Source organism: Nocardia sp. NPDC058519 (assembly GCF_042719755.1).
Classification (GTDB): domain Bacteria; phylum Actinomycetota; class Actinomycetes; order Mycobacteriales; family Mycobacteriaceae; genus Nocardia.
This window is the reverse complement of sequence record NZ_JBHXNK010000002.1, coordinates 69,480-87,862: the sequence shown is the minus strand read 5'-3', so window position 1 is coordinate 87,862 and position 18,383 is coordinate 69,480. Positions and strand designations below refer to the sequence as shown.

The 18,383-nt window shown below is 70.2% G+C and carries 12 protein-coding genes; 7 read left to right on the top strand and 5 right to left on the bottom strand.

Translation table 11 applies throughout. The annotated features are described in order from the left end of the window. Positions 1–9 precede the first annotated feature (9 nt). From recC to recD, 3 genes are read left to right on the top strand one after another with little or no spacing between them, the layout of a single operon-like run. On the top strand, positions 10–3,399 hold the full coding sequence (recC, locus tag ACFWPK_RS02765; protein ID WP_378912825.1) for an exodeoxyribonuclease V subunit gamma: 3,390 nt from the start codon (positions 10–12) through the stop codon (positions 3,397–3,399). Then, complete coding sequence (locus ACFWPK_RS02760; protein ID WP_378912824.1) at positions 3,396–6,758, top strand: UvrD-helicase domain-containing protein; 3,363 nt, start codon at positions 3,396–3,398, stop codon at positions 6,756–6,758. The genes recC and ACFWPK_RS02760 overlap by 4 nt, the downstream gene beginning before the upstream one ends. After that, positions 6,755–8,698, top strand: a complete 1,944-nt coding sequence (recD, locus tag ACFWPK_RS02755; RefSeq protein WP_378912823.1) for an exodeoxyribonuclease V subunit alpha — start codon at positions 6,755–6,757, stop codon at positions 8,696–8,698. The genes ACFWPK_RS02760 and recD overlap by 4 nt, the downstream gene beginning before the upstream one ends. A gap of 135 nt (positions 8,699–8,833) precedes the next feature. Here recD and ACFWPK_RS02750 read toward each other — a convergent pair whose 3' ends face one another. Further along, positions 8,834–10,705, bottom strand: coding sequence for a DUF4153 domain-containing protein (locus tag ACFWPK_RS02750; protein WP_378912822.1), 1,872 nt, complete (start codon positions 10,703–10,705; stop codon positions 8,834–8,836). A gap of 13 nt (positions 10,706–10,718) precedes the next feature. Here ACFWPK_RS02750 and ACFWPK_RS02745 point away from each other — a divergent pair, with 13 nt between their 5' ends. After that, positions 10,719–11,186, top strand: a complete 468-nt coding sequence (locus tag ACFWPK_RS02745) for a hypothetical protein (RefSeq protein WP_378912820.1) — start codon at positions 10,719–10,721, stop codon at positions 11,184–11,186. Positions 11,187–11,296: 110 nt separating this feature from the next. Here the strand turns inward: ACFWPK_RS02745 and ACFWPK_RS02740 are convergent, their stop codons facing one another. Next, on the bottom strand, positions 11,297–12,301 hold the full coding sequence (locus ACFWPK_RS02740) for an ATP-binding protein (protein WP_378913141.1): 1,005 nt from the start codon (positions 12,299–12,301) through the stop codon (positions 11,297–11,299). Between the two features lie 26 nt (positions 12,302–12,327). After that, a complete protein-coding gene (locus ACFWPK_RS02735; RefSeq protein ID WP_378912819.1) occupies positions 12,328–13,029 on the bottom strand; it encodes a response regulator in 702 nt (233 codons plus the stop codon). 406 nt (positions 13,030–13,435) lie between these two features. On the opposite strand from ACFWPK_RS02735, the gene ACFWPK_RS02730 reads away from it, so the two are divergent. Next, positions 13,436–14,182, top strand: coding sequence for a DMT family transporter (locus ACFWPK_RS02730; protein WP_378912818.1), 747 nt, complete (start codon positions 13,436–13,438; stop codon positions 14,180–14,182). Here the strand turns inward: ACFWPK_RS02730 and ACFWPK_RS02725 are convergent. Beyond that, positions 14,156–14,836 (bottom strand): TetR/AcrR family transcriptional regulator, encoded by a 681-nt coding sequence (locus ACFWPK_RS02725; protein ID WP_378912817.1) that lies wholly within the window; start codon positions 14,834–14,836, stop codon positions 14,156–14,158. The genes ACFWPK_RS02730 and ACFWPK_RS02725 overlap by 27 nt on opposite strands. A 147-nt stretch (positions 14,837–14,983) precedes the next feature. On the opposite strand from ACFWPK_RS02725, the gene ACFWPK_RS02720 reads away from it, so the two are divergent. Next, positions 14,984–16,558 (top strand): succinic semialdehyde dehydrogenase, encoded by a 1,575-nt coding sequence (locus ACFWPK_RS02720; RefSeq protein ID WP_378912816.1) that lies wholly within the window; start codon positions 14,984–14,986, stop codon positions 16,556–16,558. Between the two features lie 32 nt (positions 16,559–16,590). Continuing rightward, on the top strand, positions 16,591–17,418 hold the full coding sequence (locus ACFWPK_RS02715) for an SDR family NAD(P)-dependent oxidoreductase (RefSeq protein WP_378912815.1): 828 nt from the start codon (positions 16,591–16,593) through the stop codon (positions 17,416–17,418). Between the two features lie 140 nt (positions 17,419–17,558). Here the strand turns inward: ACFWPK_RS02715 and ACFWPK_RS02710 are convergent, their stop codons facing one another. Next, positions 17,559–18,365 carry a putative protein N(5)-glutamine methyltransferase gene (locus tag ACFWPK_RS02710; protein WP_378912814.1) on the bottom strand — a complete coding sequence of 269 codons (807 nt, stop codon included), beginning with the start codon at positions 18,363–18,365 and terminating at the stop codon, positions 17,559–17,561. Positions 18,366–18,383: the final 18 nt, after the last annotated feature.

Below are 18,383 nucleotides of genomic sequence, written 5' to 3'. Positions count from 1 at the left end.
AAACAACGGATGCCGTTGCACCTCCATCGCGCCGAACGCGCCGACGCGCTGGCCGACGGACTGGGGCGTTTGCTGGGGGCAGTGCCTGCCGATCCTTTCGTCACCGAAGTGGTCGCGGTGCCGGCCAAAGGGGTGGAGCGCTGGTTGGCGCAACGGTTGTCGGGTGTGCTCGGTGTGGTGGGCGTCGCGGATTCCGGATCCGATGTGGCTGGTGCCGGTCGTGGCCCGGTCGGCGACGGGGTAGCCGCGAATATCGCCTTTCCCGCGCCCGCGGCGCTGGTGGCCGAGGTGCTGGCCGGTGCGAGCGGGGTCGCGCCCGCCGACGATCCGTGGGCCGGTCAGCGACTGGTGTGGACGCTGTTGCGGGTGATCGACGAGGTCGCCGACCAGCCGTGGGCAGCGGTTCTGGCGCGCCATCTCGGCCTGCCGGGGGCGGATCACCGAGTCGGCCGACGCTACGCCACCGCCGCCCACCTGGCCGCGTTGTTCGACTCCTACGCCGCCCAGCGTCCGCAGGTGCTGCTCGACTGGGCCGCGGGCGCGGACACCGACGGCGCGGGCGGGCCGGTACCCGACGATCTCGCGTGGCAGCCGCGGTTGTGGCGCGCGCTGCGCACCGCGGTCGATGCCCCGAGCCCGGCCGAACGGCTCGCTGACGCCTGCGCCCGCCTGCGCGCCGATCCCGCCTCGGTCGACCTGCCCGAGCGGCTCTCTGTTTTCGGCCTGACCCGACTTCCCGCCGACCAGTTGGCCGTCATCACCGCCCTCGCCGCCCACCGCGACGTCCACCTGTGGATGGCACACCCGAGCCCGGCCATGTGGACCACGCTCAGCGATGCTCGGGCGGTCGCCGGAGGTGGAGTCGGTGCAACGGTTTGCCCGCGCGCGGACGATCACACCGCGGACCTGGTTTCCCACCCCTTGCTCGCGGGGCTGGCCCGGGATGTGCGGGAGTTGGAACAGCGCCTGAATCCGGTGCTGGACAGTGACATTCACCTACCCGATGAGATCGCCACGCACTCGCTACTCGGTGTCGTCCAGGCGGCCGTGCGAGAGGACCGAGTCCCCGAAACGGGTGCGGCTCCGGACGGCAGTGTTGAGGTACACGCGTGTCACGGCCCGGCGCGGCAGGTGGAGGTACTGCGCGATCTGCTGCTGAGGACGTTCGCGGCGGATCCGACGCTCGAGCCGCGCGACGTGCTGATCATGTGCCCCGACGTGGAGGCGTTCGGGCCGCTGGTGCGGGCGGCGTTCGGGCAGCGCGGCACCGGCATCGACCTGCCGGTCGAGGGTGAACACCCGGCGCATCAGTTGCGGGTGCGGCTCGCCGATCGCGGGCGGGCGGTGACCAACCCGATGCTGGCCGTGGTGATCGAGCTACTCGAACTGGCCGACGGTCGCGTCACGGTGACGCAGGTACTCGACCTGGCGGCGAGCGAGACCGTGCGCCGCCGTTGCGGGTTCGACGACGACGACATCGAACGGCTGCGCGAGTGGGCGGCCGAGTCGGGCGCGCGGTGGGGGATCGGGCAGCGTCAACGCGAGGCGTTCGGCCTCGCCGATTTCGCGCAGAACACCCTCAATGCCGCGGTGGACCGCATTCTGCTCGGGGTCACCGCCGACGAATCCGGGGACGACTGGCTCGATCTGGCGCTGCCACTCGACGATGTCGACTCCAACGACGTCGACCTCGCGGGCCGCTTCGCCGAGTTCATCGACCGGCTCGCGGTCTGTCTGCGTGACCTGCGCGGTCCTCGGCCCGCCGCCGAATGGACCTCGGTGCTGCTGCGGGCCGTCGAACTGCTCACCGATGTGCCCGTCACGCAGTCGTGGATCCGCACCGAAGCGCGCCGCGAGATCGTCGCCGCCACCGAACACGCGGGTGCCACCCCGCTGCGGCTGGCCGACGTGGCGGTCCTGCTGACCAGTCGCCTGGCAGGCGGCCCCGGCCGCGCGAACTTCCGCACCGGCGAACTCACCGTGTGCACCCTCGTGCCGATGCGGTCGGTGCCGCACCGCGTGGTGGTGCTGCTCGGCCTCGACGACGACGTCTTCCCGCGACCGGGCAGTGTCGACGGCGACGACCTGCTGGCCCGCGACCCGCTGGTCGGCGAACGCGATGCGCGCAGCGAAGACCGCCAGCTCCTCCTCGACGCCATCATGGCGGCCGGGGACACCCTGCTGGTCCTGCACACCGGCGCCGACCCGGTCACCGGCGCCGCCCGCCCGCCGGCCGTCCCGGTGGCCGAACTCCTCGACGTGCTCGCCACCCAGGTGGGACCGGCAGCCATGGGCGAAGTCCACATCCGGCACCCGCTGCAAGCCTTCGACCGCCGCAACTTCGCCCCCGAGAACCCACGCAGCTTCGACACCGTCGCGCTGGCCGGTGCGCGCGCCGCCGCCCGCCCGTCACGACCGCGCCCACCGCTGCTCACCGCGCCGCTGCCGCCCGCTCCCGTCACCGATGTCGCACTGGCGGAACTGATCTCGTTCGCCGAACACCCGGTGCGCGCGTTCCTGTGGCAGCGACTCGGCCTGCGGGTGCCCGAAGAATCCGAGGACATCGCCGATCAGCTCCCGATCGAACTCGACGGCCTGGCGAAGTGGGATCTCGGCGAACGAATGCTGACCGCCCGCCTCACCGGAGCCGACCCGGCGGGCCTGCGTGCCGCCGAATGGCGCCGGGGAACGTTGCCCCCCTTCAGTTTCGGTGCCAAGGTGCTCGACGAAGTGGAAGGCACGGTCGACACCCTCGTCCGCACCGCACTACCCGACTACGAGGCACCGCCGCGCGCCGTCGACATCGCCATCGACCTCGGCAACGGTCGCACCCTCGCGGGCACCGTGCCCGAGGTCCGTGGCGAGACACTGGTGCGCACCACCTACTCGCGTCTGGCACCGAAACACCGGCTCGCGTCCTGGGTGTCGCTACTCGCCCTCGCCGCTACCGAAGACCGATCGTGGCAGGCGATCAGTACCGGACGAGGTCAATTCCGCAGCAGACCCGTAGCCAGATCGGTGATCACGGCACCCGAAGCGCCTGCCGCACTGGCGATCCTGCGTGATCTGGTCCGGTTGCGTGAGGAAGGACTGTGCGAACCGCTGCCCTGCGCACCCGCCGCCACCGCGGCCTACGCCGAGCGCCGGTTCCGTGGTGACAGCGTCGCCGACGCCCTGCTCGCCGCCGAACACGCCTTCGACGGCGGCCCCAACGGCCCCGACAAGTTCGGCGACCACACCGACCGCTACCTGCGCTACGTGTGGGGTCGCGCACCCCGATTCGCCGGTCTCGCCACCGAACCCAGCCGACCGGGCGAGCCGGAGAGCACCCACTTCGGTGCCCTCGCGCGCCGCTGGTGGGCGCCGCTACTCGCCGCCGAAAGTCAGGGACAGCCGTGACGGGGACCGTATCGGCGCCCACCGCCTTCGACGCCACCGGTCCGCTGCCCCAGGGCACCGTCGTGCTCGAGGCCAGCGCGGGCACCGGCAAAACGCACGCCATCGTCGGGCTCGCGGTGCGCTACGTCGCCGAGGCGGGCATCGCGATCACCGAACTGCTCCTCGTCACGTTCAGCCGCGCCGCCACCCAGGAACTGCGCGAACGCACCAGGGACCGTTTCGTCACGGTGGCGACCGCGCTCGCCGAGCCCGATGCCGCACGGCACCACCAGGACGAACTCGTCCGGGCGATGGCCGACACCGACCCCGCGACCGTGCGTCTGCGCAGGCACCGATTGCTCACCGCCCTGGCCGATTTCGACGCGGGCACCATCGCCACCACCCACTCGTTCTGTCAGCGGATGCTCGACGAACTCGGTCTCGCCGGTGAACACGACCCGGGTGCCCGGCTGGTCGAATCGGTGGACGACCTCGTCGCCACCGTCGCCGACGACCTGTACCTGGCCCGCTACGCCCGCGACCGCGCCCCCTTCACATTGCGCGACGCGCACACCCTGGCGCTGGCGGCGGTCCACGATCGGCACGCCGACCTCGCGCCACGCACCGACGGTGCGGCGGGGGAGCGCGTGGCCTACGCGAGCGCCGTGCGCGCCGAGACCGAACGCCGCAAACGCCGTGCGGGACTGCGTGATTTCGACGACCTGCTGGTGCTGCTGCACGATGTGCTGGCCGACCCCGAACACGGGCCGCGCGCCTGCGCCCGGATCAGGCAGCGGTACCGGGTCGCGCTGGTCGACGAGTTCCAGGACACCGATCCGTTGCAGTGGGACATCCTGCGCCTGGCCTTCCACCAGCACGCCACCCTGGTGCTGGTCGGCGACCCGAAACAAGCCATCTACGCCTTTCGCGGCGCCGAAGTGCTCAGCTACCTCGACGCCGTGGCACTGGCGGATCGACGCAGCGAGCTCACCCGCAACTGGCGCAGCGACGCCGGACTGCTGCGCGCCATCGACCACCTGTGTGGCGGTGCGGAATTGGGTCACCCCGAGATCAGCGTGTACCCGGTCACGCCGACACGGCCGACGACCCGACTGCACGGTGAACCGGACGCGATCAGCCCGCTGCGACTCCGGGTACTGCCGCGGACCGGGGCCGGTCCGCGCAATCGGTCGGGGTTCCCTTCGGTGGGCAGGCAGCGGGCCAAGGTGGCCGACGATCTGGCCGCCGATATCGTCACCCTGCTCGAATCCGGCACCGCCATCGACGCCAAACCCCTACGCGGCGGGGATCAATCGCTGCGTGAAGTGGGCGACGGACGGGTACGCAGACCGATCGGGCCCGGCGATATCGCGGTGCTGGTGCGCACCCGATCCCAGATCGATGTGGTGCGTGCGGCGTTGGATCGGGTCGGGGTCGCCTCCGTCCTGGCCGGTGGCACCAGCGTCTTCGCGACCGTCGCCGCAACCGACTGGTTGTGGGTGTTGCGTGCCCTCGAACAACCGCATCGCGGTGACCGGGTGCGGCTGGCAGCGTGCACACCGATCCTCGGCGTGACCGCAGCCGAGATCGACTCGGGCGGTGCGGATCTCGTCGGCCGGGTCTCGACCCAGTTGCGCGACGCCGCGCGATTGTTCGCGCGCGCCGGATTCGCCGCCGTGTTCGACAAGCTCGCCACCGAAGCCGACCTCGCGCCGCGCCTGCTCGCGGTGGACAACGGCGAACGCGAACTCACCGACCTGCGCCACCTCGCGCAGCTGCTCGACGAGGTCGCGGTGGCCGAGGGGCTCGGCCTGACCGCGCTCACCCGCTGGCTCGCCGACCGTGTTCGCGACCCGGAGGCCGGCAGCATCAGCGGTCGCAGCCGCAGGCTCGATCGGGACGCGGCGGCAGTGCAGATCGCCACCGTGCACGCCAGCAAGGGCCTCGAATTCCCCATCGTCTACCTGCCTTTCACCTGGGACAGCGCCAAGAATCCATATCCGGCGACGCTGCTGTTCCACGATGACAACGGCACCAGGGTCCTCGATATCGGCGGCAAGGAGGCCCCCGGCTACGGCGAGCGCCAATTGCGTTGTGAAGCAGAGGAATCGGGGGAGGAGCTGCGGCTGCTGTATGTGGCGCTGACCCGGGCGATGTGCCAGGTCGTCGCGTGGTGGGCGCCCGCGGTGACCACCGGCGCCGCGCCGCTGCACCGGATGATGCTGGGCAGGCGACCGGGTTCGGCGCAGGTTCCGCGGCGTGCGGAGATTCCCGCTGACACCGCTGCGGCGCAACGGATTTCCGAGTGGGCTGCGGGCGCCTCGGACGCGATCTCGGTGACCATGGTCGATCGCCCCGAGGATGTGGCGCCCCGGCGGGTGCGCACCGAGCTGCCGACCGGTGAGCTGGCGGCCGCCGGGTTCACCCGCGCGCTCGACCAGCAGTGGCGGCGCACCTCGTATTCGGCGCTCACCGCGGGCGCGCACGACGCCCCGGGACTGAGCGACTCCGAACCCGAGGACGGTCCAGGTCCTGACGACGAACCGACCGAGGCGCCGGTCGACGCCTTCACCGACAGCACGGCCGCCCCGTCGTTGATGAACGACCTGCCCTATGGCGCCGAGTTCGGCACGCTGGTCCACGGCGTGCTCGAAACGGTCGACACCTCGGTGCCCGACCTCGCCGCCGAGGTCAACCGACGGTGTGTCGAGGCGGTCGAGCACACGATGGCCGAGCTCGATGTCGACGTGCTGTCCTCGGCGCTGCTCGAAGTCCTGCGCACCCCGGCCGATTTCGGCTCTCTGGCCGCGATCGCCACCCGTGACCGGCTCAACGAACTGGAATTCGAGCTGCCACTCGGTGGTGGTGACACACCCGGCGCGCGCTCGGCCGGGATGCACGCCGTCGCCGCGCTGCTGCGCACCCACGTACCCGCCGACGACGATCTCGCCGGATACGCCGATCACGTTGCCGCACTGCCCGATACGGTGCTGCGCGGCTACCTTACCGGCAGCATCGACGCGGTCTTGCGGGTACCCGATGACACCGGCGAGCTCCGCTATCTCATCGTCGACTACAAGACCAACCGGCTCGGCACCGGGGACCTCACCGTCGAGCACTACCGTCGCGACCACATGGTCGCGGAGATGATCCGCTCGCACTATCCGCTGCAAGCGCTGCTGTATGCCGTTGCGCTGCACCGTTATCTGCGCTGGCGGCTGCCGGACTACGATCCCGCGCGCCATCTCGGTGGGGCCAGATACCTGTTCGTCCGGGGCATGATCGGCGCGTCGACCCCACCGGGACACGGCGTTTTCGATTGGCACCCGTCCGCGGAACTGGTTGTCGCGCTGTCGGATCTGCTCGCGGGGCAACGATGACGGCGATTCAGGTGGCGCAGCGGGGGACCGGGCTGCTGCGGGTGTTCAACGAGGCCGGCGTGCTGTCGGCGGCGGACGTGCACGTCGCGGTGCGGTTGGGTCGGATGGGGCGCGAGGACAGCGAGGACGTGCTGTTCGCGGCGGCGCTGGCCGTGCGCGCGGTGCGCTCCGGATCGGTGTGTCTCGAGCTGGCCCGGATGCGCGAGATCGGCATCGACGCCGACGAAACCCGTGACGGCACGACGGGAATCGACCCGGCGACCCTGCCGTGGCCGGATACCGATCGGGTGCTCACCGCCCTGCGTCGCAGTCCGCTGATCTGCGGCGGGCAGTCCGGTCCGCTGCGCCCGTTGCGGATCGTCGAAGCCGACGCCGAGGGTGGCGCGCTGCTCTACCTCGACCGGTACTACCAGCAGGAACAAACCCTGCGGCGAGTGCTCACCGAACGCAGTGCCGACCACCCGGCGATCGATACCGAACTCGTTCGCGCGCAGCTGGATCGGCTCTTCGCCGACCCTCTCGGTGACGGCCCCGACCGGCAACGACTGGCCGCCGCCCTGGCCGCGACCCACTGGACCACCGTCGTCGCCGGTGGTCCGGGCACCGGCAAAACCCACACCATCGCCCGCATCCTGGCTCTGCTCACCGCCCATCGCGGCGCCTCGCCGAAGTTGCCCGCCCTGCGTATCGCCCTCGCCGCCCCCACGGGCAAGGCGGCGGCCCGGCTGCAGGAGGCGGTGCGCGAACAAGCCGCCGTCCTCGGCCTGCCCGAACTCACCGCCTCGACCCTGCACCGACTTCTGGGCTGGCAACGTGGCCGCACCACCCGGTTCCGCCACCACGAACACAACCGGCTGCCCTACGACGTCGTCGTGGTCGACGAGACCTCGATGGTGTCGCTGACGATGATGAGCCACCTCTTCTCCGCTCTGCGCCCCGATACCCGCCTTGTCCTGGTCGGCGACCCCGACCAGCTGGCCTCGGTCGATGCGGGTGCGGTGCTGGCCGATCTCGTCGCCGGGCCGGTCAGCGGCGCGCCGAACCCGGCGCTTCGTGCGGTGCTCGGCCTCGATCTCGGTGGATCGCAGCCGTCAACGGCTCCTGGTGATGGAGCGGGCGCGGAGGTGCCTGCTACGCAAACGCACTCGCTCACCGCCCTCGAGCAGCGGCGTTTGCAAGGCGGGATCGTCCGGTTGACCAGGGGCAGGCGGTTCGGCGGGCATATCGCCGACCTGGCGGTCGCGGTCCGTGCGGGCGATGCCGATGCGGCGCTGGCTATTCTGCGAGCGGGCGGCGACGACGTATCGCTGTGCACCCCCGACGACGTCCGCGCTGTGCGGGCGGACGTGACAACCGGCGCCCTCGCCGTCACGGCCGCCGCCGAAGCGGGCGACGCGATCGGCGCCCTGACCGCGCTGGAATCACACCGCTTGCTCTGCGCGCACCGCCAGGGCCCCTTCGGTGTCGAACGCTGGGACCGGATGGCAGCCGACTGGGCCGCGGCGGGTGGCGCGGGACCCGAAGGGCCGCAATCGGTCTGGTACCCCGGGCAACCGCTGCTGGTCACCGCCAACGACCACGAGGCCCGCATCTACAACGGTGATACCGGCGTCATCATCCGCCGCCCCGACGGCTCACTGCGCGCGGCCCTCCAGCGCGGCAGTGAGCCCTACCTGGTCCACCCGACGCAATTCCCCGCCGTGGTCACGGTTTTCGCCATGACCATCCACCGCAGCCAGGGCAGCCAGTACGACACGGTCTCGGTCGTCCTTCCCGAACCCGAATCCACGCTGCTCACCAGGGAACTGCTCTACACCGCCATCACCAGGGCCCGCACCCACGTCCGCGTCATCGGCACCGAGGACTCCATCCGCGCCGCGATCGGCCGCCGCGTCCTGCGCGCCAGCGGGCTGTCCAGAACTGTTGCAGCACAGGGGTAGTGATTCGCGTCGCGAGCGACGACCGGCTCCAGAAGATCAGTGTCGAGAGGTGTGGTCACTGGATTGTCGGCTCGGGTGAGCCGTTGTGAGTCGGGGGCCGCGGTCGCCCGAGGTGAGCGACCACGTCCGCGACGATCAGCGAGCCGAGCTGCGTGACCAGTTCCATGACCACCAGTGGTCGTCGTCCAAGTCGGCGAGGATCGAGGCTTCGATTTCTGCGCGGAGGTACGAGTCGTTCAGGTCGTCGAGGGCAGGGAGAATGTCCGGGGAGAGGCTGCCCAGGTAGTCCGCGTCCAGGCGCTCGTTGGTGTGCCAACGGTCGATATTGCGCTCGGCGACCAGGCCTTCCGGGTTGATCACCGCGAGCGCGATGAGGGTGGCAAGAGCAGTCCCGATCGCGGCGCGCGGCACCCAGCTCCAGCGCAGTCGCGCGATGGCGATCAGCACGAGGACGTAGACGAGGCCGACCCAGAGCTCGCACGTCGTCACCAGCAGGCGCAGCACGGTGAACCCGTAGGCCTGCTGGTAGGTCCACATCCGGCCGAGCGCGGAGCACACGATGATCAGCGTCAGCACGCTCACCGCGCTCAGCAGGATGCGCAGCGACCGGCGATCGGCGGCGGTTTCCTGCGCCGACCAGCGCAGTACCGCCAGGATGACGGCCAGCGTCAGGATGCTCACCGCCGAGAGCTGCCAGAACCCGCTGCGCGCGTACTCGGCATAGGTCAGGCCCGCTGTCCGCTGCACGTAGTCGTCGCCACCGAACAGGGCCACGAACTGAGCGCCCACGAACACCGCGAACAACACGGTCAGCGCCCCGACCGGCAGCATCCACTCACTGCGCGACCAAAGCCGTTGCGGCCGTACCGAATCTGCCGCACGCGCGGGCGGGCCCGCGAGCAGATACAGCGCCCCGAGCACTCCCACGGTGACGATGAGGAACAAGAAGGTCCACTGCCAGGCCGCCGGACCGTCCACGGTCGGAACGAGCCCGTTCAACAGGCCCGCGAAGGTCGCATCCGCTCCGCCTAGCAGCGGCACGAACACCACCAGCAATGCCGCCGTCACCGCTACGGAAACCCCGTAACGCCGCAAGGTCGAGGTCCCCACCGAACGTGACTCCCGCAAGCCCGAAAAGGCCCACGGCACAGCCCCGAACGACGCCAACGGCACCGCGAACATGTCGTGGACGGTTCCCCGCACACTCCGTCGTCCCAACACCGCCAGCGACCCGGCGACGCACGCCGCGATCAAGCAGAGAACGAACAACCACCCCGCGGCCCGGACTGTCCCCACCCCGAGCAACCCAATCGCGGCCGCCCCCCACCAGATCCGATCACTGAGCGAAATAGAGTGGGAAGCAACCTCATTCGACTGCGTTTCCCGGTCGGTGACAGGTGCTTTCGCGGTAACCCCGCCGAGGCCGGCCGCAGCCGAATCAGCAGTCTTCGCAGCATTTGTCGCGGCGTTTGTCCCGGTGTCGGCCGCGCCGCCCTGAACCGCTGCTCGGTCGCCGGCCGTATCGGCCGATCGACTTGCCGCTTGTCCGTCGCTCGTTGCGGCGTTCGCGGGCGCGGCATTGTCGACTGGGCCGGGGTCTGCCGTGCGATCCGGCTCGGAACGTCCGGTGACTGCCGTGACCTCGTCGGTGTTCGGTGCCGCGAGAACGTCAGGCACTGAATGCGACAGTGGTGCAGCGGATTTCGCGCCGGTGCTGTCGGCCGTGGTCGGCGCAGTCGTGGACGGAGTTGTCGCCGGTGATGTTCCGGCCGTCGGGGCGGATTCCGGTGAGTCGTCCTCGGATGCCCGACGGGTCCGGGCGCGGTAGTCCACCGCGCAGAGAGCTCCGGTGATGGCGGTGCCCGTGATGAGCCAGCCGATGCCGGGACGGTCGAGCGGGATCACCGTGGCACCGACGATGCCGGCCAGGGCGGCGGCGGGAAGGACGCCGGGTGGGCGGGCTACTGCCTGCCAGCGTTTGGGCACCGGCGGTAGGGGCGGCGGCATCGCAGGTAAGTGCATGGAACTCGCCGACGGTCTGGAACTCGCCGATGACACACTCGGCCACGCTGTGGCCTGCCAGCCCGCGGTGCCCGGCCGGACGGGGCTGCCCTCACGACTCGCGGCGAGCAATGTCGCGAACGGCACCGAGCTATCCGCGGCGGGTGCAGCGGGTGCAGCGGGTGCGGCGGGTGCGGACGGCTCGGCGGGTGCAGCGGGTGCAGCGGGTGCGGCGGGTGCGGACGGCTCGGCGGGTGCAGCGGGTGCGGCGGGCGCGGATGGTGCGGCGGGCGCGGCCCATGGGGATGGTGCGGCAGGCACGGGTGTAGCGGACGCGGATGGTGCGGCGGGCGAGCTTTCTGTGGCGGACGACGTCGTGTCCGGTGATGGGCTGACCGACGCTGCGGCCTTGGCGAGGACGGGTTCGGCACCGGGCTGCTCGGCACCCGCCTGCACACCGGACTTCTGGCTCTCAATTGCGGCCTGATCAGGTGTCGGTGCTTCGGATATCGGTTTGTCGGACATGAGTTTCCCCTCCTGGAGGTGTGCGGATGCGTCCCGGGACCGAAGTGCCGGGAGGGTGATCTGGATATCGGGTCAGTCCGGAAGGACGACGCGGATGCGGGAGCCGGGGTCGGCGACGGCGATGGTGCCGCCGTGGAGGTCGATCACCCAGCGGGCGATGGCGAGGCCGAGGCCGGTGCCGCCGCCGTCGGTGCGACCACCGCGGGTGAAGCGGTCGAAAACGGTGGCGCGCTCGGCTTCCGGGATGCCGGGGCCGTCGTCCTGGATCTCGAGGACGGTCCCCTCGGGGCCGGTCGACACCGAGACCCGCACCTCACCGCCGGACGGACCGTGCCTGGCCGCGTTGTCGAGGAGGTTGAACAGCACCTGGTGCAGGCGGGCCCGATCGGCGAACACGGTCGCGTCGGCGGGTTCGACAGAAGTCGTGAACCGGACACCGCGCCCCAGCGCGGCGGTCATCACCTCGGCTTCGGCGATCACTTCCGCCAAGAGCGGTGTCAGCGACAGGTTTTCGCGATCCAGCGTGAACGCGCCCGCTTCGATACTGGACAGGTCGAGGAGTTCGGAGACGAGCAGGCCGAGCCGTTCGGTCTGGGCGAGGGCGGTGCGCAGCGTCGCCGGGTCGGGTTCGCTCACCCCGTCGACCAGATTTTCCAGGACCGCGTGCAGTGCGGTCACCGGCGTGCGCAACTCGTGGGACACATTGGCGATGAGGTCGCGACGCTGCCGGTCGGCGGCGGCCAGGTCGGCGGCCATCTGGTTGAACGCGGTCGCGAGCTGCCCCACCTCATCGCGCGAGGACGCCCGCACACGAAAGCTGTAGTCGCCCTGTGCCATTCGCCGGACAGCCGAGGTCATCTCGCGCAGCGGCCGGGTGATGCCGTGTGCGAGGAACTGCGAGGTGAGCAGCGCGATCCCGATCGCCGCCACGGTGGTGCGCGGCGGCAGCCAGCCGATCTTCAGCCGGAAGTACCCGAACGCGACACCGCCCGAACACAACATCAGCACGGCCAGTTTGAGTTTGATCGACCGCAGCCGATCCAGTGGCCGCGGCAACACGTCGGCGATCCGGTCCAGCAACGCCGCGGCGCGCTCAGGCGCCGTCATCGTGCGTCCAAGGCGTACCCGACACCGTGCACGGTGCGGATGAGATCGGCACCGAGCTTGCGCCGCAAGGCTTTCACGTGCGAATCCACCGCGCGCGTGCCCGCCGCGTCGGACCAGTCCCAGATGTCCTCGAGCAGCCGTTCCCTGGCCAGCACCGCCCGCGGACGTTGCGCGAGCCGGCTCAGCAAGTCGAATTCCAGTGGGGTGAGCCGTGCTTCGGTGTCACCACGCCACACCCGCCGCTCGGCGAGATCTATCCGCAGATCACCGACGACGATGCTGGTGTCGCCGCGCTCGGCGGCCCGGTCGACGCGCCGCAACAGGGCGTGCACGCGGGCCGCGAGCACCCGCATCGAGAACGGCTTGGTGAGATAGTCGTCGGCGCCGACCCCGAGGCCGATGAGCTGGTCGGTCTCGTCGGTGCGCGCGGTGAGCATGAGGACGGGCACGTGGCGCTCGGCTTGGATCCGGCGGCACACCTCCAGCCCGTCGAACCCCGGCAGCATGACGTCGAGGACCACCAGATCGGGTTCCCCCGCCAGGGCCGCCGCCACCGCGGCGGGCCCGTCGTGTGCCAGGTCGACGGTGAACCCCTCGGCACGCAGCCTGGCGGCCACGGACTCGGCGATCGTCACCTCGTCGTCGACCACCAGGACCCGGCGTGCCGCCTGTCCTGGCCCGCCCCCACTGTTTTCCATGGTGCGACCCTAGCGAGCCGGTGTGGAGGGTTGCGTCGCCAAATGTGGAGATTCTGTGTGGAGTACACTCGCGACGTGCACGAGTGCTTCCGTTCCACCCCGCCGCCCGCCTCCTGAGCGAGGTGCCCCGCCGCGCTCCCGAGGAGCGCGCACCGGCCCAGCTGGCCACCCGTGTCCACTCCAGCACCTCGCTTCTCGCGACCCCCTCACCTTCTGTCGCAGGAGCACACACCCATGTCTGTCTCGCTGTCCGCCCGCGTGGGCACAGCTGATCTCGTCCTCGCCGGAATCCTCTGGGGAACCGGCGGCCTACTCGGCACCCTCGTCCAACGCTCGACCCAGCTGTCCCCGCCGGCCGTAGCAGCCGTGCGACTGGCCGTCGGCGGTCTGCTGCTGGTCGGACTGTGTGTCCTCACCCGTCGGGCACTACCGCGCGGTAGTGCCCGCGTGGCGGCGTATCGGCGCGGTCGCAGTCCTGGCTCCGGTGTTCCAGGGCTGCTATTTCGGCGCGGTGGCACTGTCCTCGGTGAGCACGGCGACGCTGATCACCATCGGTATGTCCCCGGTCATCGTCGCGGTGGCCGAACACCTCACCGGCAGGCGAGCACTCGATCGCACCCGCGCCGGCGGCATCGCCCTCGCCCTCACCGGGCTCGCACTGCTCGTCGGCACACCCGGCGCGGGCGGGTCGCGGGTCTTGCTGGGCGCGATTCTGGCACTGGCCGCGGCCACCGCCTTCGCCGCGCTCACGGTGATCGCCGCGGTTCCCGTCCCCGGCCTGAATCCTGTCACCAGCACCGGCGTCGGGTTCACCGCGGGCGCGATCCTGCTCGCCCTCCCGGCCGCGCTGACCACCACCGCGATCGACACAACCCTGAACGGCGTGCTGGGAGTACTCGCACTCGGACTGTTCCCGACGGCGATTGCGTACACGCTCTATTTCCGTGGCCTCACCGAGGCGGGCGCGGGCACCGGAGCGCTGCTTGCCCTGCTCGAACCGCTCACCGGCACCCTGCTGGCGGTGCTGTTGCTGGATGAGCGACTCGGCCTCGCGGGCTGGGCCGGTGCGGTGCTGCTGTCGATCGCCCTGGTCACGGCAGGTCGTGCTGCGGAGGAACCGGCGGCGCTACAGGTTGGGAAACAGACCGGGTAGTTCCATCGCGTAGGCCAGATCGTCGCGGGTGCCGAGGGTTACCAGCAGCACGCGAATCATCGTCCCCCTGGCCTCGGACGCCAGCGCCGGATCGGGATCGCTACCCGGCTCACTGCCCTCGGTGAGCCGGTAGACGACGTACTCGCACACGTGCAGTGCCGCGTCCAGGTCCAGCGGAGCGGGGACAGGGCGCCCGAGATCGCCGAAGGTCTTGCGCACCAGATCGCGAATATCGTCGAGCGCGCGTTCGCGATAGCCCGAGACGACCGACCCGGGATCGTGCAGCTCGGCGAACAACGGCCCCAGCATCGGGCCGTGCCCGCGTGCCCAGTCCATGTACGCGTCGATCAGCCGGATGCCCAGCTGCACCGGCTCGTCGGTACCTGCGAGTGCCTCGCGGATGCCGCCGACGAGACCGTCGTTGGACGCGTCGAGGACCGCGTGCAGCGGCTCGGACGCATTGCCGAAATAGCGGTAGAAGGTGGGTCTGGCCAGCCCGGCCTCTTCGATGATCTGGGCGACGCTCAACCCGCGCGAGCCGTTGCGCGCGAACACCGCGGCGGTCGCCTCGATGATCCTGGCACGGACCTCGTCGGCCTGCTCCCGGGTTTGCGGCGGGCGCCCGCGACGCACCGCCGTCGATTCCTCGGTCATCGCACCTCCCTCACAGCCGGTCATCGCGCACTGAAAGCTTGACACGAACCAGGGCGCTGGCATTAATCTAACACTAGTGTTCAGTAAATGACCTGAACGTGCGCGATCCGTTCCGCGCGATCCATCTGTTGAGGAGAAGGGCCGACAATGACGACAGCCCCCGAGCTGACCGCCGAACCCACCGTGCTGCCCGCCGCGCTGGTCAAGCCCCTGTTCGAGCGCGGAGTCGCCGGTGGCGCACCGTCGGTCGCGGTCTTCGCCCCGGCGACCGGCCACAAGATCGGCGACCTGCCGCAGTCCTCGGTGGCCGATATCGAGCGCGCCTTCGCCGTCGCCAGGCACGCGCAGCGCGACTGGGCCAAGGTGGGAGTCAAGCAGCGCGCCGAGATCGTGCGCCGCTTCCACGACATCGTGCTCGCCGAGCAGGACACCATCCTCGACATCGTGCAGACCGAGACCGGCAAGTCCCGGCCGCACGCCTTCGACGAGATCGCCGACGTGGCGCTCAACGCGCGCTACTACGCCACCGTCGCCCCCAAACTGCTCGCCGACCGCAAGCCGCGCGGCGTGCTGCCGGTGCTCACCTCGGTCGAGGTGCGCAACCGGCCCAAGGGTGTCGTCGCGGTCATCTCCCCGTGGAACTACCCGCTCGCGCTGGCGGTCTCGGACGCGCTGCCCGCCCTGATCGCGGGCAACGCCGTGATCGCGCGCCCCGACAACCAGACGGCGCTGACCGCGCTGTGGGCCATCGACGCCGCCGAGCGGGCCGGGCTGCCGCGCGGTCTGTGGCAGGCGGTGCTCGGCCGTGGCCGCGAGATCGGTGGCGAGGTGATCGCGCGCGCGGATTACGTCGACTACACCGGTTCCAGCGCCACCGGCCGCACCATCGCCCAGCAGGCCGGTGAGCGCCTGATCGGATACTCCCTCGAGCTCGGTGGCAAGAACCCGCTGCTCGTGCTGGCCGACGCCGATGTCTCCAAGGCGGCGAAACTGGCTGTGCGCGCCTGCTTCTCGTCGGCGGGTCAGCTGTGTGAGTCGATGGAACGCATCTACGTCGACGCCTCGGTCTACGACCAGTTCGTCGCCGAATTCGTGGGCAACGTCAAGAACATGTCGCTCGGCGGCGAGCTCGACTACAGCCGGGACATGGGATCGCTGACCTTCCCCCGTCAGCTCGAGACCGTCTCGGCCCACGTCGACGACGCTGTGGCCAAGGGCGCGAAGGTGCTCGCCGGTGGCCGTGCCCGCCCGGATCTGGGCCCGTACTTCTACGAGCCGACCGTGCTCGCCGACGTGGCGCCGGGCATGACGGTCTTCCGCGAGGAGACCTTCGGCCCGGTCGTCTCGGTGTACAAGGTCGACTCCGACGACGCCGCCGTCGAGGCAGCCAACGACACCGCCTACGGCCTCAACGCCAGTGTGTGGAGCCGGGACGTGAACCGCGGCAAGGACGTCGCCGCGCGGATCAACGCCGGTTCGGTGAACGTCAACGAGGGCTTCAGTGCCGCCTGGGGCAGCGTCGACGCGCCGTCGGGCGGGCTCGGTATCTCCGGTCAGGGTCGTCGTCACGGGCCGGAGGGCCTGCTGAAGTACATCGACACCCAGACCATCGCGGTCCAGCGACTGCTGCCGATCGCGCCGCTGCCCGGGATGTCCGAGCAGATGTGGGCCAAGACGATGACGCTGGTTTTCGGTGTCATGAAGACGCTGCGCCAGAAGTAGCGGAATACGAGCAGGGGTAGGTGTAGCGAGAAATGAAGTTGGAATCGGTCGCAGGTAAGCGGGTCCTGGTCACCGGCGCGGCGATGGGCCTGGGAAAGCTGTTCGCGGAGCGGGCCGTTGCCGAAGGCGCCGACGCGGTGGTGCTGTGGGATATCAACGAGCTGGCGCTGCGCGATACCGCGGCGCAGCTGACCGCCGCGGGTGGCAAGGTGCACCACTACGTGGTGGACGTGTCGTCGCAGGATTCGATCCGCGAGGCCGGTGAGGCGGTGCGCAAGGAGGTCGGCGGCATCGACATCCTGGTCAACAACGCGGGCATCGTGCGCGGCAACACCTACTTCTGGGAAACCGAGAACCGCTCCGACATCGACAAGACGATGGCGATCAACTCGTTGGCCCCGATGTACGTCACCCTGGAGTTCCTGCCCGGCATGGTCGCCGGTGCGGGCCAGGCACGCGTGCTCAATATCGCGTCGTCGGCCGGGCTGGTCGCCAACCCGCGCATGGCCGTGTACGCGGGGTCGAAGTGGGCGGCGCTCGGCTGGTCGGATTCGGTGCGTATCGAGCTCGAGCAGGCGGGCCACGACCACGTGAAGGTCACCACGGTCTGTCCGACCTACATCAACACCGGCATGTTCGACGGTGCGAAGGGCATTCTGTTCACGCCGATGCTCGAGCAGAACGATGTCGTCGACACCTCGTGGTCGGAGATGAAGAAGGGCGGTGCCCTGGTGGTGCTGCCGTGGACCTCACGGATGAACCGGGCGCTGACCGGTCTGCTGCCGATCAAGGTTCGCGACCTGTACCTGAACGCGGTGGGCGTGTACCACTCGATGGATCAGTTCACCGGGCGCAAGTAGGCATTCGGTGCGGGGGTGCCCCCGTCGACCGGTCGTGGAGGCGATCGTTCGACGGGGGCATCGTCATGTCGGGCACCCTGTGCACGTCCGCATCGACCGCGACGGCCGATCGGTGTCGACCGTTGGTGGTTGCCGCGCGATCAGCGAGGCTCCCTGGTACCGACGACCACGGTGGCGTAGTGCTCCTGGGACCGGGCCACGCGGGGTAGGAGACCGTGCGCGGTGAGCACCGAGCACGCGGTATCGACCTGCCCTGCCCCGGTTTCCACCAGCACGGTGCCGCCCGGCGCCAGCCACGTGGCCGCGCCCTCGGCGACCCGCCGGAACACGTCGAGCCCATCTGCCCCACCGTCCAGCGCGACGAGCGGCTCGTGCTCGCGTGCTTCCGGCGGCAGGTCCGCGACCCGGGCGCTGGGTACGTACGGTGTGTTCGCGAGCAAGATGTCGATGCGCCCGCGCAGGTCACCCGGCAGCGCGTCGAACAGATCACCGCCGAATACCGGTGCGCTCAGCGGCGCGAGATTCTCGCGCGCGCAGGCGACGGCGACGGGGTCGATATCAGCGGCGACGAGCTCGACATCGCACCCCCGTGCGGTGAGCTCGGTCGCCGCACTCAGCCCGAGTGCCCCACAGCCACAACACAGGTCGACCACGCAGGCACGCGTCGTGCCCGGCGCGACGCCGTCGACCGCCTGATCCACGAGAAACGCGGTGCGCTGACGCGGCACGAAAACTCCAGGTCGCACCCCGACTCGCAGCCCACGGAATTCCACCCAGCCGAGCAGATATTCGAGCGGAGTCCCCGAGACCCGCTGTCCGACCAACGCATCCAGCCGCCCCGGATCGCCGACCGCCGCCTCGATCAACAGCGTGGCCTCGTCCTCGGCGAACACGCATCCCGCACGCCGCAACGTCACGACCACCTCGGGAAAACTGGAACCGCTCATGCGCCGATTGTTCCTGAC